At 70.8% G+C, this 23,605-nt stretch carries 22 protein-coding genes; 7 read left to right on the plus strand and 15 right to left on the minus strand.

The window, feature by feature from the left end:
* The first annotated feature begins 66 nt into the window (after nucleotides 1-66).
* Nucleotides 67-2,328, plus strand: coding sequence for a germacradienol/geosmin synthase (locus tag ACIP63_RS15290; protein WP_401515532.1), 2,262 nt, complete (start codon nucleotides 67-69; stop codon nucleotides 2,326-2,328).
* Here ACIP63_RS15290 and ACIP63_RS15295 read toward each other — a convergent pair.
* Both ACIP63_RS15295 and ACIP63_RS15300 read right to left on the minus strand, forming a co-directional pair.
* Nucleotides 2,267-2,767: a hypothetical protein gene (locus ACIP63_RS15295; protein WP_351274723.1), complete on the minus strand. Its 501-nt coding sequence runs from the start codon at nucleotides 2,765-2,767 to the stop codon at nucleotides 2,267-2,269. The two genes, ACIP63_RS15290 and ACIP63_RS15295, sit on opposite strands and share 62 nt — an antisense overlap.
* A gap of 46 nt (nucleotides 2,768-2,813) precedes the next feature.
* Nucleotides 2,814-3,215, minus strand: a complete 402-nt coding sequence (locus tag ACIP63_RS15300; protein WP_401515535.1) for an ACT domain-containing protein — start codon at nucleotides 3,213-3,215, stop codon at nucleotides 2,814-2,816.
* Nucleotides 3,216-3,334: 119 nt separating this feature from the next.
* On the opposite strand from ACIP63_RS15300, the gene ACIP63_RS15305 reads away from it, so the two are divergent.
* Together ACIP63_RS15305 and ACIP63_RS15310 are read left to right on the plus strand one after the other, a co-directional pair.
* Complete coding sequence (locus ACIP63_RS15305) at nucleotides 3,335-4,438, plus strand: nitrous oxide reductase family maturation protein NosD (protein ID WP_401515538.1); 1,104 nt, start codon at nucleotides 3,335-3,337, stop codon at nucleotides 4,436-4,438.
* Between the two features lie 34 nt (nucleotides 4,439-4,472).
* Entirely contained in the window at nucleotides 4,473-5,558 is a 1,086-nt protein-coding gene (locus ACIP63_RS15310; RefSeq protein ID WP_401515541.1) for a methyltransferase, read from the plus strand.
* 70 nt (nucleotides 5,559-5,628) lie between these two features.
* On the opposite strand, the gene ACIP63_RS15315 is transcribed toward ACIP63_RS15310, so the two are convergent.
* The 7 genes from ACIP63_RS15315 to ACIP63_RS15345 all read right to left on the minus strand — a co-directional run bounded on the left by ACIP63_RS15315 (nucleotide 5,629) and on the right by ACIP63_RS15345 (nucleotide 10,888).
* Complete coding sequence (locus tag ACIP63_RS15315) at nucleotides 5,629-5,961, minus strand: TcmI family type II polyketide cyclase (protein WP_401515542.1); 333 nt, start codon at nucleotides 5,959-5,961, stop codon at nucleotides 5,629-5,631.
* Between the two features lie 19 nt (nucleotides 5,962-5,980).
* Entirely contained in the window at nucleotides 5,981-6,460 is a 480-nt protein-coding gene (locus ACIP63_RS15320; protein ID WP_401515545.1) for an SRPBCC family protein, read from the minus strand.
* A 1-nt stretch (nucleotide 6,461) separates the two neighbouring features.
* Nucleotides 6,462-6,719: an acyl carrier protein gene (locus tag ACIP63_RS15325; RefSeq protein ID WP_401515548.1), complete on the minus strand. Its 258-nt coding sequence runs from the start codon at nucleotides 6,717-6,719 to the stop codon at nucleotides 6,462-6,464.
* A gap of 16 nt (nucleotides 6,720-6,735) precedes the next feature.
* A complete protein-coding gene (locus tag ACIP63_RS15330; protein ID WP_401515549.1) occupies nucleotides 6,736-7,995 on the minus strand; it encodes a ketosynthase chain-length factor in 1,260 nt (419 codons plus the stop codon).
* Nucleotides 7,992-9,260, minus strand: coding sequence for a beta-ketoacyl-[acyl-carrier-protein] synthase family protein (locus tag ACIP63_RS15335; RefSeq protein ID WP_401515552.1), 1,269 nt, complete (start codon nucleotides 9,258-9,260; stop codon nucleotides 7,992-7,994). The genes ACIP63_RS15330 and ACIP63_RS15335 overlap by 4 nt, the downstream gene beginning before the upstream one ends.
* Nucleotides 9,257-9,700: a cupin domain-containing protein gene (locus ACIP63_RS15340; RefSeq protein WP_362930971.1), complete on the minus strand. Its 444-nt coding sequence runs from the start codon at nucleotides 9,698-9,700 to the stop codon at nucleotides 9,257-9,259. The genes ACIP63_RS15335 and ACIP63_RS15340 overlap by 4 nt, the downstream gene beginning before the upstream one ends.
* Before the next feature lie 69 nt (nucleotides 9,701-9,769).
* Nucleotides 9,770-10,888 (minus strand): TcmI family type II polyketide cyclase, encoded by a 1,119-nt coding sequence (locus tag ACIP63_RS15345; protein WP_401515555.1) that lies wholly within the window; start codon nucleotides 10,886-10,888, stop codon nucleotides 9,770-9,772.
* Nucleotides 10,889-11,159: 271 nt separating this feature from the next.
* Between ACIP63_RS15345 and ACIP63_RS15350 the strand changes: the two genes are divergently transcribed.
* Nucleotides 11,160-12,797, plus strand: a complete 1,638-nt coding sequence (locus ACIP63_RS15350; RefSeq protein WP_401515557.1) for an FAD-dependent oxidoreductase — start codon at nucleotides 11,160-11,162, stop codon at nucleotides 12,795-12,797.
* A gap of 40 nt (nucleotides 12,798-12,837) precedes the next feature.
* Here the strand turns inward: ACIP63_RS15350 and ACIP63_RS15355 are convergent, their stop codons facing one another.
* Nucleotides 12,838-14,358: an alpha/beta fold hydrolase gene (locus ACIP63_RS15355; RefSeq protein WP_401515560.1), complete on the minus strand. Its 1,521-nt coding sequence runs from the start codon at nucleotides 14,356-14,358 to the stop codon at nucleotides 12,838-12,840.
* Between the two features lie 57 nt (nucleotides 14,359-14,415).
* Nucleotides 14,416-14,979 carry a TetR/AcrR family transcriptional regulator gene (locus ACIP63_RS15360; RefSeq protein ID WP_401515562.1) on the minus strand — a complete coding sequence of 188 codons (564 nt, stop codon included), beginning with the start codon at nucleotides 14,977-14,979 and terminating at the stop codon, nucleotides 14,416-14,418.
* A 149-nt stretch (nucleotides 14,980-15,128) separates the two neighbouring features.
* On the opposite strand from ACIP63_RS15360, the gene ACIP63_RS15365 reads away from it, so the two are divergent.
* Together ACIP63_RS15365 and paaK are read left to right on the plus strand one after the other, a co-directional pair.
* Entirely contained in the window at nucleotides 15,129-15,596 is a 468-nt protein-coding gene (locus tag ACIP63_RS15365; RefSeq protein ID WP_401515565.1) for a DUF1348 family protein, read from the plus strand.
* A 115-nt stretch (nucleotides 15,597-15,711) separates the two neighbouring features.
* Nucleotides 15,712-17,001 carry a phenylacetate--CoA ligase PaaK gene (paaK, locus tag ACIP63_RS15370; protein ID WP_401515568.1) on the plus strand — a complete coding sequence of 430 codons (1,290 nt, stop codon included), beginning with the start codon at nucleotides 15,712-15,714 and terminating at the stop codon, nucleotides 16,999-17,001.
* Nucleotides 17,002-17,104: 103 nt separating this feature from the next.
* Here paaK and ACIP63_RS15375 read toward each other — a convergent pair whose 3' ends face one another.
* The 4 genes from ACIP63_RS15375 to ACIP63_RS15390 form a co-directional block, all read right to left on the minus strand.
* Entirely contained in the window at nucleotides 17,105-17,992 is an 888-nt protein-coding gene (locus ACIP63_RS15375) for a class F sortase (protein WP_401515571.1), read from the minus strand.
* Nucleotides 17,993-18,078: 86 nt separating this feature from the next.
* Complete coding sequence (locus ACIP63_RS15380) at nucleotides 18,079-18,579, minus strand: sortase (RefSeq protein ID WP_401515573.1); 501 nt, start codon at nucleotides 18,577-18,579, stop codon at nucleotides 18,079-18,081.
* A 277-nt stretch (nucleotides 18,580-18,856) separates the two neighbouring features.
* Nucleotides 18,857-19,510, minus strand: a complete 654-nt coding sequence (locus ACIP63_RS15385; RefSeq protein WP_401516908.1) for a DNA alkylation repair protein — start codon at nucleotides 19,508-19,510, stop codon at nucleotides 18,857-18,859.
* A gap of 59 nt (nucleotides 19,511-19,569) precedes the next feature.
* Nucleotides 19,570-21,129: an acyl-CoA synthetase gene (locus ACIP63_RS15390; RefSeq protein WP_401515575.1), complete on the minus strand. Its 1,560-nt coding sequence runs from the start codon at nucleotides 21,127-21,129 to the stop codon at nucleotides 19,570-19,572.
* 229 nt (nucleotides 21,130-21,358) lie between these two features.
* Here ACIP63_RS15390 and ACIP63_RS15395 point away from each other — a divergent pair, with 229 nt between their 5' ends.
* Nucleotides 21,359-23,221: a serine hydrolase gene (locus ACIP63_RS15395; protein ID WP_401515578.1), complete on the plus strand. Its 1,863-nt coding sequence runs from the start codon at nucleotides 21,359-21,361 to the stop codon at nucleotides 23,219-23,221.
* Nucleotides 23,222-23,605: the final 384 nt, after the last annotated feature.

Consider the following 23,605-nt stretch of genomic DNA (forward strand, 5'->3'; position numbering starts at 1 on the left):
TAGTGCTGGCGCCGACAGGACCGGTCCATGTGGACCGCGCGGAGTTCTCGGAAAGGCCGGACGCACATGGCACAGCCCTTCTCACTGCCGGATTTCTACGTGCCGTACCCGGCGCGTCTCAACCCTCATCTGGAGGCTGCCCGGACCCATACCCGGGAGTGGGCGCGCGGAATGGGGATGCTGGAGGGCTCCGGTATCTGGGAGGAGAAGGACCTCGAATCCCACGACTACGCGCTGCTCTGCGCGTACACCCACCCGGACTGCTCGGCCGAGGCCTTGTCCCTGGTCACCGACTGGTATGTGTGGGTCTTCTTCTTCGACGACCACTTCCTCGAACTGTTCAAACGCACTCCGGACCGTGAGGGCGGGAAGCGGTATCTGGACCGGCTGCCCGCCTTCATGCCGATGGAGCGGGGCGCGGCGACACCGGAGCCGGACAATCCGGTGGAGGCGGGGCTGGCCGATCTCTGGGCGAGGACCGTACCGGCCATGTCCGACGCCTGGCGGGCCCGCTTCGCCGAGGCGACGGAGAACCTGCTCAACGAGTCCCTGTGGGAGCTCTCGAACATCAACGAGGGACGGATCGCCAACCCCGTCGAGTACATCGAGATGCGCCGCAAGGTCGGCGGGGCACCGTGGTCGGCCGGGCTGGTGGAGTACGCCGCGAACGCGGAGGTTCCCGACGCGGTGGCGGGTTCGCGCCCGCTGCGCGTGCTGAGGGACGCCTTCTCCGACGGGGTGCATCTGCGCAACGACCTGTTCTCGTACCAGCGCGAGGTCGAGGACGAGGGCGAGAACAGCAACGGTGTCCTGGTCCTGGAGAGGTTCCTCGGCTGCTCGACCCAGGAGGCGGCCGAGGCGGTCAACGATCTGCTCACGTCGCGACTGCAGCAGTTCGAGAACACCGCCCTCACCGAACTCGGGCCGCTCTGCGCGGAGAAGGGTCTCACCCCCGACGGGACGGCCGCTGTGCTGGCGTACGTCAAGGGGCTTCAGGACTGGCAGTCCGGCGGCCATGAGTGGCACATGCGCTCGAGCCGCTACATGAACGGCGGCGGCGCGGGTGAGAGTGTCCCCGGTTTCGGCATGGCCGCGGCCTCGCTGCGCCTCACCCCCCGGTCCGAATCGCTCCGGCTGCGCAGCCATACCCATGTGCCATACCAGCGCGTCGGTCCGTCGCTGCTGCCCGACTTCGACATGCCGTTCGGCACGACGCTGAGTCCGCACCTGGACGGGGCGCGCGTACGGATCGTGGACTGGTCGCGCCGGATGGGGCTGCTGGAGGCCCAGCCGGGTGTGCCGGGTTCGCACATCTGGGACGAGGAGCGGCTCGTCGCGACCGATCTGCCCCTCTGCGCCGCGGGGCTGCATCCGGACGCCACCCCGGACGAGCTCGACCTGTCCTCGGGCTGGCTGACCTGGGGGACGTACGGCGACGACTGGTTCCCCGTGGTGCACGGCCGGACGCGTGACCTGGCGGGCGCGCGGCTGGCCAACGAGCGGCTGTCGCTGTTCATGCCGCTGGACGGGTCGTCCGTGCCCGAGCCGGTCAACGCGCTGGAGCGCGGCCTGGGGGACCTCTGGCAGCGGACGGCGGGGCCGATGGACGAGGGCGCGCGCCGCACCTTCCGGGAGGCCGTGGAGTCGATGACGGCGAGCTGGCTCTGGGAGCTGGCGAACCAGGCGCAGAACCGGATTCCCGATCCGGTGGACTACATGGAGATGCGCCGGGCGACGTTCGGCTCGGACCTCACGATGAGCCTGTGCCGGCTGGGCCACGGCAGGAAGGTGCCGGACGCCGTCTACCGCAGTGGCCCGATGCGTTCCCTGGAGAACGCGGCGGCGGACTACGCGTGCCTGCTGAACGACCTGTTCTCGTACCAGAAGGAGATCGAGTACGAGGGCGAGGTGCACAACGGCGTCCTGGTCGTCCAGAACTTCTTCGGGGTGGACTATCCGACGGGTGTCGCGATCGTGCACGACCTGATGAACTCGCGGATGCGCCAGTTCCAGCATGTCGCCGAGCAGGAACTGCCGGTTCTCTACGACGACTTCGACCTGGACGCGGAGGCGAGGGAGGTCCTGGCCGGCTATGTGCTGGAGCTCCAGCACTGGATGGCGGGGATCCTGATCTGGCACCGGGACTGCCGGCGCTACCGCGAGGAGGATCTGCGCCGGGGCACCGGGACCCCGTGGCACATCAGTGGCCCCACGGGGTTCGGGACATCGGCGGCGCGGGTCACACGACTGCTGACGCAGGGACGTTTCAGCCCTGCTGGAACAGCTCCGCGGGAAGTGGCTTCAGCAGGGCGTACAGATCGTCGGTGATCGGTCGGTCCCAGCTGGCGATGGTGACGAGCACGCCGTCGCTGCGGTCGAACTGGACGCAGGAGATCCGGCTCTCGGAGAGCTTGATGCGACGCACGATCAGCAGGCTGTCACCCTGCATGACGGGCATGTCCTCGGTGCCGGTGACCTCGACCGGCTCGTCGTTCTCGAGAGCGAGGAGCAGCTGGGCGACCTCGAAGGGGACCTGGCCCTCCTCGGTCTCGCGGGCCGGTGAGCCCTCCGGCAGATTACCGATGATCATCGCGGGGCCGCGTCCGCCGAACAGGTCGTACCGCAGGAACACGCCCTGACAGCTCCCGTCGGGAGCGGGGAGCAGACCGGCGCCGAGGTTGCCGGGCCAGTCCCCCGGGTCCATGGCCAGGACGTCGAAGTCCGGGCCCGCGGGTGTGGCGGCGCTACGGCGGCGGAGGAAGGACATGGGGCCATGTTACGTGTCCCGGCTCACGTTGCGGAGCCGGGCACTCCTACGCGGACTCCGCGGACAGCGCTTCGAGCGCCCGGACCGCGTCGGCCGCACGCGCGTACGGCACGAACAGGTGGTCGTGGTGGAATCCGGCGACGACGTTGCAGCTGATTCCCTCGTCGGTGAGGGCCAGGGAGACCGCGGCGGTCAGTCCGACGGCGTCCAGTGCGGAACGCACACGGAGAGTGATCCACGCGGCGACGAAGTGGTGGTCGAGCCCTGACTCCTCGGCCTGTGCCTCGGGGACGACGAGCGTCAGCCCTTCCTGCTCGGAGACGGTGACCACCGGGGTGACGCCGGGGGGCACCTCGCCACCGGGAAGGGTCGTGTAGACGTAGCGGCCGGGCCTGAGCTCCGGTCGCATGCCCCGCAGCAGTGTTCGAAGATCGCGCTCGCCCGTCATGGAGCCACGGTACGGCCGCGGATGCCCGGGCGCGGACGCAGTAAGCCATTCAGGCACGCCATGTATCCATACGCTCACCTTGCGTGGCACGGGCGGTTGATGGCCCATAGCTTCGGCTCATGAGCAGAAGACACATGAAATGCCTGGCGGGTATCACCGTCTCCACTGCCACGGCCCTGGGTCTCGCGGCCGTGCCCTCCGCCGCGTCCGGGCACAGTGACCTCGTGGTGCACCCGGGCGAATCGATCCAGAGCGCGGTGGACGCGGCCCGGCCCGGAGACACCGTCGTCGTCCTGGCCGGCACCTACCGTGAGAGCGTCCTGATCACCACGCCCGGCCTGACCCTGCGCGGCACCGGTGAGCGGACGGTGCTCGCTCCGCCGGCCGCGAAGGGAGCAAAGACCGCCAAGAAGGCCAAGGCCGCCAACGCCTGCGCCACGGGCGGGAACGGCATCTGCGTCATCGGGACGAAGAGCCGCACGGTCGACGATGTCCGCATCCGTTCACTGACCGTCTCCGGCTTCGACAAGAGCGGCATCTGGGCGTCCTGGACCGACAGGCTCTCCGTCCGCAGGGTGGCGGCCGGCAGCAACGGCACCTGGGGCATCGCCCAGGAGCGGTCCACCCGCGGTGACTTCCGGCACAACACCGCCACCGGCAACGGCGACGCGGGCATCTTCGTAGCCAACTCGGTCAGCGAGGAGGGCGGAGCGACCGACACCGGCGGGACCCTGGTCGTCGACAACTCCGTGAGCGGGAACCGGATCGGCGTCACCGCCCGCCGGGTGAGGAACCTCGTGATCGACGGCAACACTCTGACGGGCAACTGCAGCGGGGTCTTCGTCGTGGGCGACGAGTCCAAGCCCGCGGCGGGTGCGATGACCATCAGCGGCAACCGGATCGTCAAGAACAACAAGTTCTGTCCGGCCACGCCGCGTCTGTCCGCGATCCAGGGATCCGGCATCGTCCTCACCGGCAGCGAGGCCACGACCGTACGTTCCAACGTCATCCGCGACAACGTCGGCTCGACCCCGCTCTCCGGCGGCATTCTGCTGTTCAAGAGCTTCGTGGGTGCGCTCAACACCGACAACACCATCAGCCGCAACCTCGTGCAGGGCAACAAGCCGGCCGACCTCGCCAACCGCGACACCTCGGGTACCGGCAACACCTTCGTCAGCAACACGTGCGGGACGTCCGTCCCGGCCGGGATGTGTGCCGGATGACGGCCCACCGCCGCACAAGGAGGAACGAGACGGTATGACCACCGTGAGTCCCACCCCCGACACCACCCCGGTCGCGCCCCCTGCCACCGCGCCCCCGGTCTCGGCCACCCAGAACCCGCCGCCGTCCATGCGGCTGCGGGAGCTCGCGTTCGGGGCCGCCTGCGCCGCGGCCGTGCGCGCGGCGGCGAGGCTGCGCGTGGCCGACGCGCTGGGCGAGGCACCGGCTTCGGCGGCCGAGCTCGCCCTGGTCGTGGACGCCGAGCCGGTCCCTCTGCGCCGGCTGCTGCGCGCACTGTGCTGCTACGGGATCTTCGAGGAGACGGCGGACGGGAAGTTCGTCCACTCCGAGATGTCCCGGCTGCTGCGCGAGGACGACCCGAACAGCCTGCGCTACATCTCCCTGTGGTGCACCGAACCCTGGACCTGGGAGGTCTGGCCGCGCCTCGACGACGCGGTGCGCTCCGGCACGAGCGTCTTCCCCGAGACGTTCGGCAAGGGCTTCTTCGAATACCTCCACCAGGACGCGGGCGAGTCCGCCCAGGTGTTCAACCGGGCGATGACCACCTCCAGCGTGCAGTCGGCGCAGGATGTCGCCGACCTCCTGGACCTCACCGGGGTGTCCTCGGTCGCCGACATCGGCGGCGGCCAGGGACACGTTCTCGCGAGTCTGCTGGAGAAGCACCCCTCGGTCCAGGGAACGCTCCTGGACCTGCCGGGTGTCGTGGCCCGCGCGGACGCCAGGCTGCGGGACGGCGGCAGCCTCGCGGACCGTGTACGGATCGTGCCCGGCGACTGCCGCGAGGACATCCCGTTCGAGGTGGACCTGTACATCATCAAGAACATCCTCGAATGGGATGACGAGAGCACCCGCAGGACCCTGCGGAACGTGGTCGCCGCGGCCCGCCCCGGCGCCCGCGTGGTGATCATCGAGAATCTCGTGGACGACACCCCGTCGATGAGGTTCACCACGGCCATGGACCTGCTGCTCCTGCTCAACGTCGGGGGTGCCAAGCACACCCGGGAGAGCCTGGTCGGCCGGATGTCCGACGCCGGCCTGCGCGTCGGCGAGGTCCACCCGGTCAACGCGTACCTGCACGCGTTCGAGTGCGTCGTGCCGTAGCGCGGGGCACACGCGCAGATCGCCCCGGGTCCGGCACCTGAGTGCCGGACCCGGGGCGATCACCTGCGTGTCAGGCGGAGCCGTCGCTCTGCCACCGGTAGAACTGCTGCGCCATCGCGTCCTTCGGACCGCGCCACGTCTCCGGGTCGTACGGGCTCACGAAGGCGGTCAGCCGGTCGCTGATGGCCTTGAACTCCGGGTGCTCCGTCACCTTGGCGATCTCCGGGCCCGGGGGCCGTTCGGATTCGATCAGGTGGAGATACACGTCGCCGAACTGGAACAGGGTGCGCCTGTTGACGCCGACGAGGTGCGGCAGCTCGGTGTTGTCCGAGTCCGCGAACAGCTTCGCGATGTCCGGCGCGGACTCCGGCGCCATGCGGGCGACGATCAGTGCGTGGTGCATCTGGCTGCCTTTCGGGGCATCAGTTGGCGGGGACCGAGGCGGAGCGGCGCTCGCGGTCGCGCTGCTCGATCTTGTCGCGGATGAGCTCCAGCTGGACGCGCGAGTTGCGGTTGATGTTGTCGGTCATCCACGCGTCGTCGACCGGTGCGTCGGGGCGCATCGCGAAGTCCTGGCGCCAGTGCATGCGGGTGCCGCCCGGGACCTCCGAGTACTCCCACCGGATGTCCATGTGCTGGAACGGCCCGGTCTCGACGCGCCGGGCGCGTACGTTGCGTCCCTGGCGGTCCGTGGTGCGCTCGGAGACCCAGCTCCAGACCTTGCCGTTGTCGTCGGGGTGCATGGTGAGGCGGAAGGTCGTCTTCTGGCCCTCCCGCTTCATCACCTCGACGGACGCGTACTCGCTGAACAGCTGCGGCCAGTTCTCGAGATCGTTCGTCATGTCCCAGACGAGGTCCAGGGGGGCGGCGATGGTGATCTCGTTCTCGGTGTGTCCAGTCATGTCAGGCTCCTGTCACGAGGGTGTTGTTCACGAGGTCGAGGAACTCGCCGGGCGTCTTGCACCGGTCGGCGTCGACCGGCAGCGGGTGGCCGTACCGGTTCTCCAGCGCGGCCACGATGCCGAGCAGGCCGAGCGAGTCCAGGCCGTACGCGTCGAAGGCGGAGCCGGGACGGCTCTCCATCTCCGACGGGTCGACCGTCAGGCCGGCGCCGCTCTTCATCAGCGCGGCCAGTTCTTCGTACGTCAGCTGAGCGGTCATGAGGGGCTACTCCTTCTCAGAGCGAGATGTCGGTGGGGCGGCGCAGCACCAGGGCCGAGTTCGAGCCCATCAGCCCGCGGCTCAGGACGAGCGCGGTGCGCAGTTCGGCGGGACGCGCGCGCCCGGTGACCACGTCCAGGTCGTGGCACACGTCGAAGACGTTGGGCGTCGGCGGAACCATGCCGTGTTCCATGGCGAGTACCGCGGCGGAGGTGTCGAGCACGGGTGCGCCGCAGTAGGCGCGGCCGGTGCCGGTCTTGGGCGCGGTCACCGGGACCCGGCGTCCGTGCGCTCCCAGGGCATCGGCGATGGCGAGGGCCTCGGCCCGGTCCGCCGCGGGCACGCCGAGGGCGTCGGCGAACACGACGTCGATCTCCTCCGGCGCGCAGCCCGCCTCGCGGAGCGCGCCTTCGATCGCCCGGGCCAGTCCCGCCCGTGACTCCTCCCAGCGGGCCGCGCCGGTGAAGGTCGCGGCGTGGCCGGCCAGTTCTGCCCGGACCTTCGCACCGCGTTCGCGGGCCGTCGTCTCCTCCTCGACCACCAGCATGGCGCCGCCCTCGGCGGGCACGAATCCACAGGCGTCCGAGGTGAACGGCCGGTAGGCGCGGGTGGGGTCTTCGCAGAGGCTGAGGTCCTCGTAGCCGAGCTGGCAGACCACCGAGTACGGCGCGAGGGGTGCCTCGGCCGCGCCGACCACGACGGCGTCCGTACCCCGCCGGATGGACCGCGCGGCGTGCATGAGCGCGTCCAGGCCGCCGGCCTCGTCGCTGGCGACGACGGCGCACGGCCCCTTGAAGCCGCCGCGGATCGAGATCTGTCCGGTGCTGGCCGCGTAGAACCAGGCGATGGACTGGTACGGGCCGACGAAGCGGGAGCCCTCGCCCCACAGCCGTTGCAGCTCGCGCTGGCCGAACTCACCTCCGCCGGAACCGGCGGCGGTGACCACGCCCACCTTGAACGGCGCGCCCTCGTAGTCCGCGCGTCCGAGCCGTGCGTCGTCCAACGCGAGATCGGCGGCGGCCATCGCATAGTGCGTGAAGCGGTCGGTCTGGACGAGGAAGCGCTCCTCGATGAAGGCGACCGGGTCAAAATCCCTGACCTCGCCCGCGACGCGCAGCGGGAGGTTCTCGCAGCCCTCGCGGGACACCGTGTCGAGGACGCTGACCCCTTCCTGGGTCTGCTTCCAGAAAGCGCCGGCGCCGGTGCCGTTGGGGGCGACGACACCGATCCCCGTGATGACGGAACTGCGGCGTACCGGGGTTGCCGGGGCGTTCATGGGGTCCTCCCGCCTGATCTGGTCATGGCGACGGCGGACTGGAATCCGCCGAAGCCACTGCCGACCGAGAGCACGCTGCGCAGCTTGAGGGGCCGCGCGGTGCGGGGTACGTAATCGAGATCGCACTCGGGGTCCGCGGTCTCGTAGTTGGCCGTCGGCGGCACCGTCTGGTGCTTGAGGGCCAGGACGCACGCGGCGATCTCGATCGCGCCGATGGCGCCGAGGGAGTGGCCGACCATCGACTTGATGGAGCTCATCGGGACCTTGTACGCGTGCGCGCCCAGGGCCCGCTTCACCGCTGCCGTCTCGTGCCGGTCGTTCTGCTTGGTGCCCGAGCCGTGCGCGTTGACGTAGTCGACCTGCGATCCGTCGAGCCGGGCATGCGCGAGGGCGGTGTTGATGGCCTCGGCCATCTCCAGACCCTCGGTGGTCAGCCCGGTCATGTGGTAGGCGTTGCCGAATGTGGCGTAGCCCGATATCTCGCAGTAGACGGTCGCGCCGCGGGCGCGGGCGTGCTCCAGTTCCTCGAGGATGAGGACGGCGCCGCCCTCGCCCATGACGAAGCCGTCCCTGCGGGCGTCGAACGGCCTGGAGGCGTGCTCCGGGTCGTCGTTGTTCGCCGAGGTCGCCTTGATCGCGTCGAAGCACGCCACCGTGATGGGGGTGATCGGTGTGTCGGACGCTCCGGCGACACAGATGTCCACGCGGCCTTCCTCGACGGAGTGGAAGGCGTACCCGATCGCGTCGAGGCCGGAGGTGCAGCCGGTCGAGACCGTCTGCACGGGTCCGTGCGCGCCGACCTCCTCCGCGACCGCGGAGGCGAGGGTGCTCGGCGCGAACGCGCGCTCCAGGTGGGCGCCCGCCGGCCGGTGGTCGACGTCCCAGCGCGCACCGCTGCCGCTGACCGCGACGTAGTCGTGCTCCAGGCGCGTGGTGCCGCCGACCGCGGTGCCGAGGGAGACCCCGATGCGCCAGGGGTCCTCCTTCTCGAGGTCGAGTCCGGCGTCGCCCAGTGCCTCCCGGGCCGCCACCAGGGCGAACTGGATGTACCGGTCCGAGCGGGCGATCAGGTCCGCGTCCAGGCCGTGGGCGACGGGATCGAAGTCGCACTCGGCGGCGATGCGCGATCGGAACTCCGCCGGGTCGAACAGGGTGATCCCGCGTGTCGCGGTACGGCCGTTGGCGAGCAGATCCCAGAACGCCGGTGCTCCGATGCCACCGGGTGCGACGACGCCGACCCCGGTGACGGCCACGCGCCGGGTCATGAGGCCGCCCCCGTTCGTTCTGGCGGCGCGTAGCCGTCACTGGGGTCCGCGGTCTCCGTGACCTCGGTGTCCACGTGCCCGAGTTCGGGCCGGGGGGCGAGCGGGCCGAGGTGGAAGACCATGCGCGCCTCCACGTCACCCACGTTGCGGAAGCGGTGACGGACGTGCGGCGGGATCAGCAGACCCTGGTCGGGGCGCATCGGGTGTGATTCGCCGTCCAGGTCCACTTCGAGGAGCCCGTCCACGACGTACACGAATTCCTCGGAGTACGGGTGGTAGTGCTCGCCGATCCGGTCTCCCGGGGCGACGATGGCCAGCCCCATGAAGCCGCTGGTGGCGCCCACCGCCGTGGGCGTGAGCATGGCGCGCAGGTCGCCGCCGCGCCTGCGATTGGGCTGAGTCTCGCTGAGGTCCACGATGCGAGGCCGGTGCGTGGTCATGGCTGTTCTCCTCCAGGCACGTTGTGCGGTGTGACGGCAGCGCGGGGTGGCCCCGCTGCCGGTGACGCGTCAGGACTCGGTGGCCCGACGGTCGGTGATCAGGTTCATCTCGGCCTGCGCGAGGAAGCGCGCGGCCTCCTGGTCGGTCGTCGGCATGCCGTTCGCACCGCCGTCGAGCAGCCGGCCGAGCATGGCCGCCTTGCGGTGGCCGCCGATGCCGAGTGCCTGCGAGGGCTGGGCGTCGAGCGGACCGCTCACCTCGAGAAGCCGCACCACGATGTCGTCGCGCTGGAAGATGGTGCTGCTCTCGATGGGGCTCGACGCGTCGTTCGCCGCTTCCTCGTCCTGGCCGGCGAGCAGCCGGGCCAGTGCCATGCCGCAGCCTTCCTTGGCCTGGTAGAACAGCGAGTGCCGCTGGACGCCCTCGGGGGCGTGCCGGCCCGCTGTCACGTGGTGGACGGTGGGGAGGGCGGCCCTGGTGAAGAACATCCGGGCGGAGTCGGGGTCGCTGAGGTCGCGGTCCTGCTCCAGGTAGGGGTTGATGGCCTCCTCGACGGCCCTGACCTCGGGCTGGCGGGAGACGTGGCGCAGAGCCGCCATGAGGTCGCCCTCGACCTCGACCGCTCGCACGACACGGTTTCCGTGCATGAAGAGCGAGGTACGGCGCAGCCGGGTGTTCTCGTCGACGCGGGACTGCGGGGAGTCGTAGTCGGCGAGGATCTTCGCGACCATCTCCTCCGTGCCCGGCTTCACCGTGAAGGTGAGCGCGTGACGTACGACGCCGTCGCCCAGTCGCGGCGCGGCCTGGAGGCGGCCCTTGGCAGGCTCGGGAGTGCCCTCGAAGGCGACCCCGGTCTCCCGCAGAACGCTGAAGCGAAGGGAGCGTGTGTCGCGGACACAGCTGTGCAGCGGCTGCACCGTGGCCACGTGCTCCTCGCTGTTCACCCAGGCGAGGAAAGGCGGCGCGCTCTCCCACTCACTGGTGATGAGCCACTGCGAGGGATTCTCGATGGACTGGCACAGCTGGTCGCTGATGTGTCCGGGGATCGAGGCCACCTGGTTGCGCATGTGCTCGTACGCCTCGAGGAACTGGTTCTGGGCGCCGTCGTGCAGGTCCAGCAGCAGTATGACCCGGAGCCTCGAACCGTCGAAGGCGGACTGAGATATCCGTTCCGAGAGGGTTGTCATCTTTCGCTCTCCTTCGAGACGGCGCGGCGGCCACGTCCCGTGGCCTCTCGTCATCCGTCGGTTTCGGTGGAAGCGGCGCAGGTCCCTGCCCGCCGGCACGAAGTCCGCCCCCGCATGGCGAGCATCGCTCCCGCGACTGATCGTGGAACGCTGGTACGAGCGGCGCGAGATTTATGAACCGTTCAGGTGAGGCGGCGGCCGAAGCCCGGCCGAAGGCATCCCGCGAGGGCATGGACACTGCATCCGTCCCGCGTCCGAGCTGGAGCAACTGATGAACGAGAACGTCGACCTCCGCGTACCGGTCCTCATCGTGGGCGGCTCCCTGGTGGGCCTGTCCGCCTCCCTCTTCCTGAGCCGGCTCGGCGTCCGCCACCTGCTGGTGGAGAAACACAGCAGCACCTCGACCCACCCGCGAGGGCGGGGGAACAACGTCCGGACGATGGAGGTGTTCCGGACCGCGGGGGCGGAGCAGCTGATCCGGGACGCCGCGTCCGTGCTGGCGGACAATCACGGAATCCTTCAGGCCGGGTCGCTCACCGGCGACGACCAGGAGTGGCTGTTCAAGGAAATCGACCCGGGCGGCGGGATCGCCAGGTTCAGCCCGAGCGGCTGGTGCCTGTGCAGCCAGAACGACCTGGAGCCGGTGCTGGTGTCCCACGCCCGGGCACAGGGCAGCGAGCTGCGCTTCTCCACCGAGCTGCTCAGCTTCGAGCAGGACGCGGACGGGGTCACCGCCGTGGTCAAGAACCGGGAGACCGGGGAGCACACCACGGTCCGCGCCGACTATCTCGTCGCGGCCGACGGACCCCGCAGTCCGATCCGGGAGCAGCTGGGTATCGGCCGGACGGGCCCCGGAGACCTCTTCCACAACGTGAGCATCACGTTCCGCTCGCGGCGGCTCGCCTCCGTGGTGGGCGACCGGCGCTTCATCGTCTGCTACCTGACCACCCCGGACGCGGACGGGGCGCTGCTGCCCGTGGACAACGAGGAGCAGTGGGTGTTCCACGCGCCGTGGCAGCCCGACCGGGGCGAGGAGCTGGAGGACTTCACCGACGAGCGGTGCGCGGAGCACATCCGCAGGGCGGTCGGTGCGCCGGACCTGGACGTCGAGATCACGGGGAAGGCGCCGTGGCACGCCGCCGAGCGGGTCGCCGAGCGGTACGGTTCCGGCCGGGTCTTCCTGGCCGGGGACTCGGCGCACGAGATGTCCCCCACCGGGGCGTTCGGCTCCAACACCGGTATCCAGGACGCGCACAACCTGGCGTGGAAACTGGCTGCCGTGCTCGACGAGGCGGCGGGACCGGGGCTTCTCCAGACGTACGAGGCGGAGAGGCTGCCCGTGGCCAAGGCCACGAGTGCGCGCGCGTCGGCACGTTCGGGAGAGCACAGCCACCCGGGGTACGCCGGATCACCCGGCCCGGGTGGCGGCGGCCGCAAGGGCGGCATGCTCACGGTCGCACTCGGCTACCGCTATGTGCGCGGCGCGGTCCTGGACGTCGACCCCAACCTTCCGGTGGTGCCCGAAGGCATGGGCCTGACGGGTGAACCCGGCACCAGGGCACCGCACATGTGGCTCGGGCGGGACGGCGGGCGCGTGTCGACGCTGGATCTGTACGAGAAGTCGTTCGTGCTGCTGTGCGACGCCGGCTGTCCGGACTGGCGTACGGCGGCGGAGCAGGTGGCCAAGCGCCTGTCGGTCCCGCTGGAGGCCTTCGGGATCGGCGCCTCCCCGGGCGCCGACCTGGCGCCCGAGGAGGGGGCCGACTGGGCCGCCGCCCATGGAACGTCCGCCGAAGGCGCTGTTCTGGTGCGGCCCGACGGCTTCGTGGCCTGGCGTTCGCACGGCGCTGCGGCGGACCCGGAGGCGACGCTGTACGAGGTCATGGTGACTCTGCTCCACCGCGGCTGACGCGGCGGGAGGTGCGGCCGGCGGGTCCCCGTGGGGCCCGTCAGCCGATACCGAAGGACCTGAGGGCCTCGAGGAACGCCTCTGGATCGTCGGCGTGCACGAGGTGGCCGGCGTCGACGGAGGCGAACCGTCCTCCGGGTATCTGCTCTGCCATCCAGGCCAGTTGCTCCTGGTCCACATGGCTGCGGGATCCTCCGACGACGAGGGCCGGGGCGGTGATCTCGCCCAGGCACTCCCGTGCGGCCGGGTCAGGGGCGTTGAGCTGGGCGTCGATGGACGGGACGACCTGCCAGTCGAAGCCGAGCTCACCCGGCGGCCGTTCGGCCGGCGCACGGGGCGGGTCGAGTGGGAGCAGGGGCGGGGCGTCCTCGACGACCAGGGCCCCGACCAGGTCCGGGTACCGCTCGGCCAGCAGCAGGGCAGCCGCTCCGCCCATCGAGTGCCCGATCACCGTGGCGCCGGCGAGGTTGCGGGCCTCCAGGAAGGCGTGCAGGTCGTCACGGAAGAATTCGAAGGAGTAGCGGCCCGGCCAGTCGCTGAGGCCGTGGCCCCGGAAGTCGAGTGCGTACACCCGGTGGCGTGCCGCGAGTCGTTCGGCGATGCCCGTCCAGTCCAGGCTGCTCCCGCCCCTCCCGTGGGCGAGGACGACGGGCGGGGCCGAGGGGTCGCCCCAGGTGCGGTACGCGAGCCGGATCCCGCCCGCCTGCACACTGCTGACGTCGGGGTCCAGGAAGGCCGTGACGGTGCGGACGAAGGCGCCGGGGTCGTCCATCCACGGGAAGTGGCCGGCGCCCCGCTGGACGACGAACTCCGAGTGGGGGAAGAGCGCGGCGAGTTCCGCCGCGCGGTCGGGACTGGGGCCTCCGTCGTACTCCCCCGCGAGGACGAGCACGGGCACCGGCAGCTCGCGGAGTGCGGCGACCGCGGCGTCGGTCTCGAGGCCGCCCTCCGGGTAGTAGAGCGACCCGGCCAGGGCGTTCCGCTGCGCGGGGGATTCGGCGGCATGGGCCTGGGCGGCGGCGTCCCAGCGCCCGTACATGAACGGCCGGATCCCCGCCCATGCCTCGGGCGTGGCGCGTCCGGCCTGGATCTCGTCCAGCGCGGCCCTGGCCTCGGCGTACCACGGCTCGTGGGCGCGCAGCGCCGCTGCGTCGCGCCGGTCCTGGTCGGTGGCGGGAAGGCCCAGGGTGCCCGTCCCGGGCGTGACGAGCGTGAGGGAGCGCAGTCGCCGGGGGTACTTCGCGGCGTAGAGCGCGGCGAGCTCACCGGAGGCGGAGTGGCCCAGCACATCGGCCCGTTCGAGGCCGAGATGCGCGCGGAGCGCCTCGACGTCCTCGACGAGACGGTCGATCCGGTAGGTCGAGGGGTCGTCCGGGACGGCGGATTCCCCGGTGCCCCGCAGATCCAGCAGCACCAGCTGCCGCACCCGGGACAGGCCGCCGAGGTCGCCGAAATAGCGGGCCGCCCGCATGGGGCCACCCGGCAGGCAGATCAGCGGTTCACCCTCGCCCACCAGGTGGTAGGCCAGTCCGGTTCCGTCGTACGTGCTGAAGATCGGCATGGCAGTCATCCAAACAGGTGCGGGCGTCCCGTTGCGGGTGCGTACGCCCAGAGCGAATCAGGTGACGGCGGCATCCGCCAGGAGCCGCACGGCCGCCCTCCGGGCCTGGTGGGCGGGCTCGGGCGTCCCGGCGACGGCCGCGGTGACCATCGCGCCTTCGGCGAGCAGCACGTAGGCGACGGCGGAGTCCTCCGGCTCTCCCGCGGCCACGACCAGGCCGGTGACGTAGGCACGGAAGGCTTCCTTGTGGAGGCGCGCGACGTCGGCGACGGAGGCGTCCGTCGCGCCGATCTCACCGAAGCTGTTGGTGAAGGCACAGCCGCGGAAGCCGGGCTCGGAGAACCACAGGTGCAGCCAGTCGAAGACCGCGAGGACCCGGTCCCGCGGCGGGCCCGGGCGACTGTCCACGTATGCGGCGAGCTGAGCGCGCCACCGGGTGTCCCTGGCATCGAGGCAGGCACGGACCAGCGCGGACTTGGAGGGGAAGAGCGCGTACAGGCGCTTGAGCGAGACACCCGAGGCGGCGCGGATCTCGTCCATGGAGACCACTTGGATGCCGCGGGCGTAGAAGAGGTCCTCGGCGGCTTCCAGCGCCGCGGACCTGGCTTGTGCGGGATCCACCCTGATTCCCTCTCGTCGCCTTCTGTGCGCGCACGCGGTGCCCCGCGTGCGCTGTCCGCCCCCTCGGCGACCTTGCGGGAGAACGTGCGTTCTCCTACAGTACGGCACCATGTGGAGAACGCGCGTTCTCCATCCTCCGGAGGAGTCTCATGGACGCACAGCCGCTCGTTCCGCCGTTCACGCGGGAGTCCGCGGTCGCAAAGGTCCGCCGCGCCGAGGACGCCTGGAACACCCGGGACCCGGAGAAGGTGGCACTCGCCTACACACCGGACTCCCGCTGGCGCAATCGCGCCGAGTGGGTGACCGGGCGGCAGGAGATCATCGGCTTTCTGACACGGAAGTGGGACCGGGAGCTGGACTACCGCCTCGTCAAGGAACTGTGGGCGCACGACGGCGGCCGGATCGCCGTGCGTTTCGCCTACGAGTGGCACGACGACGGAGGCCGCTGGTACCGGTCCTTCGGCAACGAGAACTGGGAATTCGACAGCGACGGACTCATGCGGGTGCGCCACGCGTCGATCAACGACGTCCCGATCGAGGAGTCCGGGCGCCGGTTCCGCTGGACGCCCGGACGGCGGCCGGACGACCACCCCGGGCTCACCGAGCTGGGCTTCTGACCAGCAGTTGTCCACAGGCGGCCCGCACCCCTTGCCAGAACCCCCCACCTCCTGAATTACTGCTCCCAGGAGGCGACCGAATGGTCGGTCGCCGGTCGGCGAGGGGATGATCCGTATGACCGCGCTGCTTGACGCCGGCGAGCGGCTCGGCCGCGACGCGCTCGAGTCCCTGCAGCTGGAGCGGCTCCGGGCCACGCTGCGGCACGCCTACGAGAACGTCGCCTTCTACCGCGCGGCGTTCGACAAGGCGGGGCTGCGCCCCGAGGACTGCCGCACGCTCGCCGATCTCTCCCGCTTCCCGTTCACCGTCAAGGCCGACCTCCGCGACAACTACCCGTTCGGGATGTTCGCCGTTCCCGAGGACCGGGTCCGGCGGATCCACGCGTCCAGCGGCACGACCGGCCGGCCCACGGTGGTCGGGTACACCGAGCGCGACCTGGACACCTGGGCGGACGTGGTCGCCCGGTCGATCAGGGCAGCGGGCGGCCGGCCGGGCCACAAGGCCCACGTGGCCTACGGATACGGCCTGTTCACCGGCGGTCTGGGCGCGCATTACGGGGCGGAGCGCCTCGGCTGCACCGTCATTCCGGCGTCCGGAGGCATGACGGCGCGCCAGGTGCAGCTGATCCAGGATTTCCGTCCGGAGATCATCATGATCACGCCCTCGTACATGCTGACCCTGCTGGACGAGTTCGAGCGCCAGGGAGTCGATCCCAGGGCGACATCGCTGAAGGTGGGCATCTTCGGCGCCGAGCCGTGGACCGAACAGATGCGCGGCGAGATCGAGGAGCGGTTCGCCATCGACGCCGTCGACATATACGGGCTGTCGGAGGTGATGGGCCCCGGGGTGGCTCAGGAGTGCGTCGAGACCAAGGACGGTCTGCACATCTGGGAGGACCACTTCTATCCGGAGGTCGTCGACCCGTTCACCGGTGAGGTCCTGCCGGACGGGGAGGAGGGCGAGCTGGTCTTCACCTCGCTCACCAAGGAGGCCATGCCGGTGATCCGCTACCGCACCCGCGACCTGACGCGGCTGCTGCCGGGGACGGCCCGTGTCTTCCGCAGGATGGAGAAGGTCACCGGCCGTAGTGACGACATGGTGATCCTGCGCGGCGTGAATCTCTTCCCCACGCAGATCGAGGAGATCGTGCTGCGGACTCCGGGAGTGGCTCCGCACTTCCAGCTGCGACTGACCCGGCAGGGGCGGATGGACGCGCTGACCGTACGGGCGGAGGCGCGGGCCGGCGCCTCGGCGGCCGAGCGCGAGGACGCCGCCCGGTCCATAGCGGCGGCGGTGAAGGACGGGGTCGGCGTGAGCGTCGGGGTCGAGATCGTCGATCCGGAGACGCTGGAGCGGTCGGTCGGCAAGATAAGGCGGATCGTCGACCTGAGGGAGGCCCGCTGAGGGGCACGCTGGGGCGGTCCGGGCGGCGGGGCCGGCCGGGGGCGGCTGTGCGCAGCCGGCCGGTTGGACCAGGCCGCCGGGAGCGCGGTGCGGCCCGGGGCACTCAGCGCGAGGCGGTCATGGAGGCGAAGACCACGACGTTGTCCTCGTAGCCCGTCTTCTTGTTGAAGGCGCCCCCGCAGGTGATCACCCGTAGTTCGGGTTGGGCGGAGGGGCCGTAGACCTTCTCGTCCGGGAAGTTCGTCTTGTTGTAGACGGCGACGGCGTAGACCGTGAACACGGCCGTGCGCCGGTCCGCCCGGACGATCTCGATGGTCGCGCCCTTGCGCACGGATCCCAGCTTGTGGAAGACGCCGGGCCCGAGGCGGGTGTCCACATGCCCGGCCGCGACGGCGGTGCCCACGGCGCCGGGCACCGTCCCGCCCGCGTACCAGCCGGCGAGGACGGGGTTGTTGTCGGGCGGAGGCTCCAGCGCTCCCGCCGTGTTCAGCGCCAGCTTCATCATGGGCGCGTCCACCTTGAGGGCAGAAATCCGAAGCCGGAGCGGAGTCGCGGGCGGGAGCGGCTGCACGGAGGGAGGCGGGGCGGTGGCGCCGCCGGCCGCCGGGCTCGTGGAGGCCGGACGGGCGGGGGCCTGATCCGGCGGGCTCACCGGCATGGGGGCCAGGGGGCCCGGGCGGGCGGGCGGCGGGGCCGGAGGCACCGGTGCCATGGCGGTGCGGCGCAGGTAGGAGGGCGGCCGGGGCACGGGCCGTTCCGGGGCCAGGTAGGCGAGGGCCTGCGCGGGCCTCGTGGGGAGGGTGGTGGAAGGGGCCGACGTGGCGGACGGCGGGTCGGCGGGAGCGGCTGTCCCGGCCGTCGGTGGCTGGGGCGGGCGGTCGTCGCGCATGCCGCTGATCACCAGGGCCGTACCCGCCACCAGGGCCCAGACGAGGTGCTTCAGCGCTGGGAACGACGGCGCTGTCGTGTTGCCGGTACTCCCGGATTCCATCGCGTGCCTCTGCTTCGCAGCGGGTGGGTGGGGCGCCGCGGGCCGGGAGCGTACGCCTTTCCGGCCCGCGGACGTGAGCCGTGCGGTCAGGAGCGCGCCGCGGCGGTCCGGCGGCGCATCCTGACCACTCCCCCGGCCGCCGCCGCGGCGAGCAGCACACTGCCGGCGGCGAGCTGCGTGTTCTGGTCGGTGGGCGCTCCGAAGCCGGCGTCGACACCACCGGTGGGTGCGCGGTCGGCGATCTGGTAGGTGTCCGTGATCCTGGTCCGGGGCGGGCACTTCACGGTGACGGTGTCGGTGCCCGGCCGGGTCCCCGCCGGAATGTCGAACACGCCGACCAGCGTCCCCGCCCGGTCACCCTTGAAGAGGTGGAAGGCCCCTCCCGCCTCCGACGTGCCCTTGCCGTAGGTTTCCTTGCCGCAGGCTCTGGTGACGACGGTGACCTCTGAACCCGGTGAGGCTTTCGCCGGGCTGATGCGAAGGGTCTGTTCGCCTGAGGGGCCGGCCGCCGCTCCGGCGGCCGGGGCCGCGAGTGCGAGAGAACCGACGGCCAGACAGATACCCGCGCCGATGCGTGTGTTGCGCATGTGGATCCTCCAACGGGAGCAGGGTCCGGCCGGTCTGCACGGCGCCTCTGCTGTGTTCCGCTTACGAGGCAACCGACAGCCCGTCACCCGCGCAACAGGAGGTCCTGCCGCACACGTCACCCGGCCAGGCTCCCGGCTCGGCGGACGGACGACCGTTTCCCCAGGTCACCGAAGCAGGGAGGAGATCTGAAAGGGGGTCACACCCGGACGGCGAACGGGCTAAGGCGCGCTCGGCCGATGGCTCCGCGGCTCCCCGGGAAGGGGCCGCTGCCGCGGGTCAGGCCGCGGACCCGCCCTGCCGACGGCTCACCATCTCGGTGATCCAGACGGGTGCGTACGGAGACGTGCAGCCCGGGGAGGTCGGGTAGTCCTTGAGCACCTCCAGGCGCTCACCGATGTCCAGCGCACGGGCACGGTGACCGGCGTGTTCGATCCCGATCTGGGCCAGGCAGTGGTTCATCGCCCACTGCAGGCGGGGCGGGGCGCCTTGCATCCGCGCCTCGATGACGTCGAGCAGTCCCGCGAGGTCGAGCCCCTCGGGCTTCTTCGCCACACGTTCGGTGGTCAGCGCCCACCCGGCACCGGCGACCACCGGGTCCGGATCGGCGGACCAGGCCAGGCGCAGCTCTTCGGCGTACGGGCTCTTCTTCACCACGTAGTTCACGAGCCAGTCGTGCACCTTGGGTGTGCGCGCCTGGCGCAGCATGGCGTCCAGCTCGTCACGCCCGAACGCCTTCGGGCGGCAGATCAGGAGCGCCAGCAGCTTCGCCGCGGTGTCATCGGTCTCCCAGAGCCGGCATGCGAGGTCCTGCTGCGTCTTCAGGCGCTTCGCGAGCGCGCGCAGCTTGCCGAGGTTCACACCGTGATCGTCGCCGTGCCTCTCGTTCACCTCGCGTGTCTTCGAGTCCTCGAGCTCGGCGAGCTCGGCCATCACCTCGTCCACCGTGGTCCCGGCCACGCCACTCTCCTGTTCCTCATGAAGGTCTCAGCCTACGAGGGAAGCCGGTCCTCCGTCGTACCCGCCGGCGGCGGAGCCACCGCGGCGTCCTTCTCGGAGAAACGGTCCCGCAGCTCCCTCTTCAGGATCTTGCCGCTGGCGTTGCGTGGGAGTTCACCGACGAAGAGGACCCTCTTCGGTGCTTTGAAGTGGGCGAGTGCCGAGCGGGTGTGCTCGATCAGTTCCGATTCGGAGGCCTCGCCCCGGAGCACCACGATCGCGGTGACGGCCTCGATCCAGCGCGGGTCGGGCAGCCCCACCACGGCGGCCTCGGCCACTGCGGGGTGGGTGTAGAGGGCATCCTCCACCTGCCGGGAGGCGACGAGCACGCCTCCCGAGTTGATGACGTCCTTCACCCGGTCGACGACCGTGAAGTAGCCTTCCGGGTCGCGCACGGCGAGGTCACCGGAGTGGAACCAGCCGTCGCGGAAGGCCTCTGCGCTCTCCTCCGGCTTGTCCCAGTAGCCCTGGCAGAGCTGAGGGGAGCGGTAGACCACCTCACCCGCCGTGCCGTCGGGCACCTCCTTGCCGTCCTCGTCGAGCACCTTCGCCTCGACGAAGAGCACGGGTCGCCCGCAGGAGTCCATCCGCCCTTCGTGCTCGTCGGGTCCGAGGACGGTGGCGAGGGGGCCGATCTCGCTCTGTCCGAAGCAGTTGTAGAACGCAAGCTCCGGCAGTTGCTCCCGCAGGCGCTCCAGGACGGGCACCGGCATGATCGATGCGCCGTAGTACGCCTTGCGGAGCGCTCCGAGCTCGCGGGTGGCGAACTCCGGGTGGTTGGCGAGTCCGATCCAGACGGTCGGCGGCGCGAAGAAACTGTCCGCCTGACCGGCTTCGACCAGATCGAAGATCCGGCCGATGTCGGGGGCGTCGAGGATGGTGTTCTCGGCACCCACGGCGAGATACGGCAGCAGGAACACATGCATCTGCGCGGAGTGGTAGAGGGGCAGTGAGTGCACCGGCCGGTCCGTGGCGCGCAGGTCCAGGGCGGCGATGGCACTGACGTACTCGTGGACCAGTGCGCCGTGCGTCATCATCGCGCCCTTGGGCTGGGCGGTCGTGCCGGAGGTGTAGAGCAGCTGCACCAGGTCGTCTGCGCCGGGTTCGCGTGCGGGGGTGAAGGCGCGGGGGGTGTCCAGCTCGCGGAAGAGGGAGCCCGGGGCGTCGCGCAGCGGCCGTACGTCGTGGCCCGCCGGGACGCGCGGGGCCAGTCCGGGGTCGGTGAGGACGAGTGCGCTGCCGGACTGGCGCAGGACGTACGCCAGGTCCTCGCCGGTGAGGTTCTGATTGACCGGCACATGGACCAGCCCGGCACGGGCGCAGGCCAGATAGGCGATCAGGTACACGTCCGAGTTGTGGGCGTAGGAGGCCACCCGGTCGCCGGGGCGGAGTCCGTGCGCGGTGGTCAGCACTGCGGCCGCCGTACCGACCGCCTCGTCCAGGGCCGCGTAGGTCCAGGACCGCTCGGCGTACCGCACGGCGGTGCGTTCCGGGGTGCGCCGTGCGCTGCGGGTCAGGACGCCGTCCACTGTGCTGCTGCGTACACCTGTCATGGCGTGATCCTGGGTGGCCGGCCGTCGAGGGTCAAGAGCCCGGAACGCCCGTGTCGGCGTGGACCCCCTCCATCTCCTGACGCTATGTCAGATTCTTTGTTCCGCGAGGGGCCCCTCGGGTGGCAGTGGTGACAGTAATCTCTGCTTCGGCAGGAAGTTTCATCACCGTACGAGATTTCGAAAGTTACTTTCGCGCGAGTGCTTTCGACGTGAGGGGAAGGGGTTCCGGATGGCCGGAGACGTGTCGGGACGGGGAATGAGCCGCCGGAGGCTGGGCGGCGGGATACTGGCGCTGGGCGGGGCGTTCGCTCTCGCCCCGATCCCCTTCGCGGGGGCGGCGGAAGCGGCGGCCGGTGCCGAGCGGGGTACGGGGCCTCTGGGCGGCGGAGCATCGGAGACCGGGACGGGTATGGGATCAGGGCGGGGCCGGCCGACACTGCGCCGCGGGTCGGCCGCACGGGCCGGGCTGCTGCCGGACCAGCTCGACCTGCTCGTCGCCGATGCGGAGAAGTACCTCACCGACTCCCCGGCACATCCCTGGTACGCGGGTGCGGTCCTGCTCGCGGGCCGGGGCGGCACCGTGGCCCTTCACCGGCCGATCGGCCACGCGGTGCGCTATGCGGCGTACGACGAGAAGACGGACACCGGGGTGGAGTTCCCGCCCGGCCGGCAGATCGCGATGGCCGAGGACACGGTCTTCGACCTGGCCTCGGTGTCCAAGCTGTTCACCTCGATCCTCGCCGTGCAGCAGATCGAGCGAGGCGCGCTGGAGCTCGAGGCGGCCGTCGCGTCCTACCTCCCCGATTTCGCCGGCGGCGGCAAGCAGGACATCACGGTCCGTCAGCTGCTGACGCACACCTCGGGCTTCCGGTCCTGGATCCCGCTCTACAAGGAGCCGACCCGTGAGGGGAAGCTGCGCCTGCTCTGGGACGAGGTGCCGGCCTCGGCTCCCGGCACGGCGTATCTCTACTCCGACCTCAATCTGATCTCGCTGCAGCTGATCCTGGAGAAGATCACCGGACGCACTCAGGACACCCTGCTCCGCGACGAGATCACCGCTCCGCTCGGGATGCACCGCACCCGCTACAATCCGCCCGCCTCCTGGAAGCCGAAGATCGCGGCCACCGAAGACGCCCGGCTGCCCTGGTCGGGGCTGGAGCGCGGGCTGGTCTGGGGCGAGGTCCATGACGAGAACGCCTACAGCCTGGGCGGGGTCGCCGGCCACGCGGGCGTCTTCTCCTGCGCCTGGGATCTGGCCGTGCTGGCCCGCACACTGCTCAACGGCGGAAGCTACGGCACCTCCCGGATCCTGTCCGAGGAGTCCGTGGAGCTGCTGTTCACCGACTTCAACACCGCGTTCCCCGGCGATGAGCACGGCCTGGGCTTCGAGCTCTACCAGCACTGGTACATGGGCGCGATGGCCACCCCGCGCACGGCGGGCCACACCGGATTCACCGGCACGAGTCTGGTCCTCGATCCGACGACGGACTCGTTCCTGATCGTCCTGGGCAACTCCGTCCACCCGGTACGCACATGGCGTTCCGGCAGCGCCCCGCGGGTTGCCGCGGCCAACCGGATGGCGCGGGCGGTGCCCGTCCGTCCGGCCCGGGGCCGTACCGCCTGGTTCTCCGGTACGGCGAGCGCCGCCACCGCGACTCTCACCCTGCCCACGGTGCGCCCGGCCTCCTCCCGCCCGGCGCTGAGCTGCGCGTTGTGGTGGGACACCGAGCCGGCTTCGGACGTGCTCCGCCTGGAGGCGTCGTCGGACTCCGGGACCACATGGCGGCCCGTCCCCTTCACCACCGTACCGACGCACGACGACCGGCCGGGGGAACCGCGGTCCCACCCGGACGGATCGGCCTCCGGCTGGTCGGGGCGCGTCTGGCACCGGCTGGAGGCGGGGCTCGAAGCATGGCGGGGCACCGAGGTCCGGCTGCGCTGGCGCTACGTCACCGACCAGTTGTACGTCGGGCGCGGTGCCTACGTGGACGACGTCCGGGTGGAGGACGGCGGCCGTACGCTCTTCGACGGGAACAGCCCTCGCGACGCCGGACGCATCGAGGCCGAGGGATGGACCGTTTCCTCCGACTGAGCCTGGCCCGCCTGGTTGGATGACCGGCATGAACGGAACCCAGTCCATGGACACCGTTCCTATCCAGTGTGCATCAGTGAGTCCTGGACCCACTGATGTGTTCTGGGCGCGCCCCGAACAGTGTTGGATGGGCTGGGTTGCCGCTTTCGCGTCCCGTTCGTGACACGTCTCCAGGGGCGTGGTCCGTTGCGGGCGGGCGGGTCCCCTCACGCCCTCGGACACCTGGTGAGGCCTGGGCGGTGCGATGCCCTGCACGATCACGCTGGTCGTGTGGGGGCGGTGCCGTCCGACGCCGAACCGGGTGTCCGAGAGCACGTCGCCCGATCGCGATACCGGCGGCATCATGACGGGACATTCTGCGACGCGGGGTGACCAGCGGCTTCC

This window comes from Streptomyces sp. NPDC088746 (assembly GCF_044751065.1).
Lineage (GTDB): Bacteria > Actinomycetota > Actinomycetes > Streptomycetales > Streptomycetaceae > Streptomyces.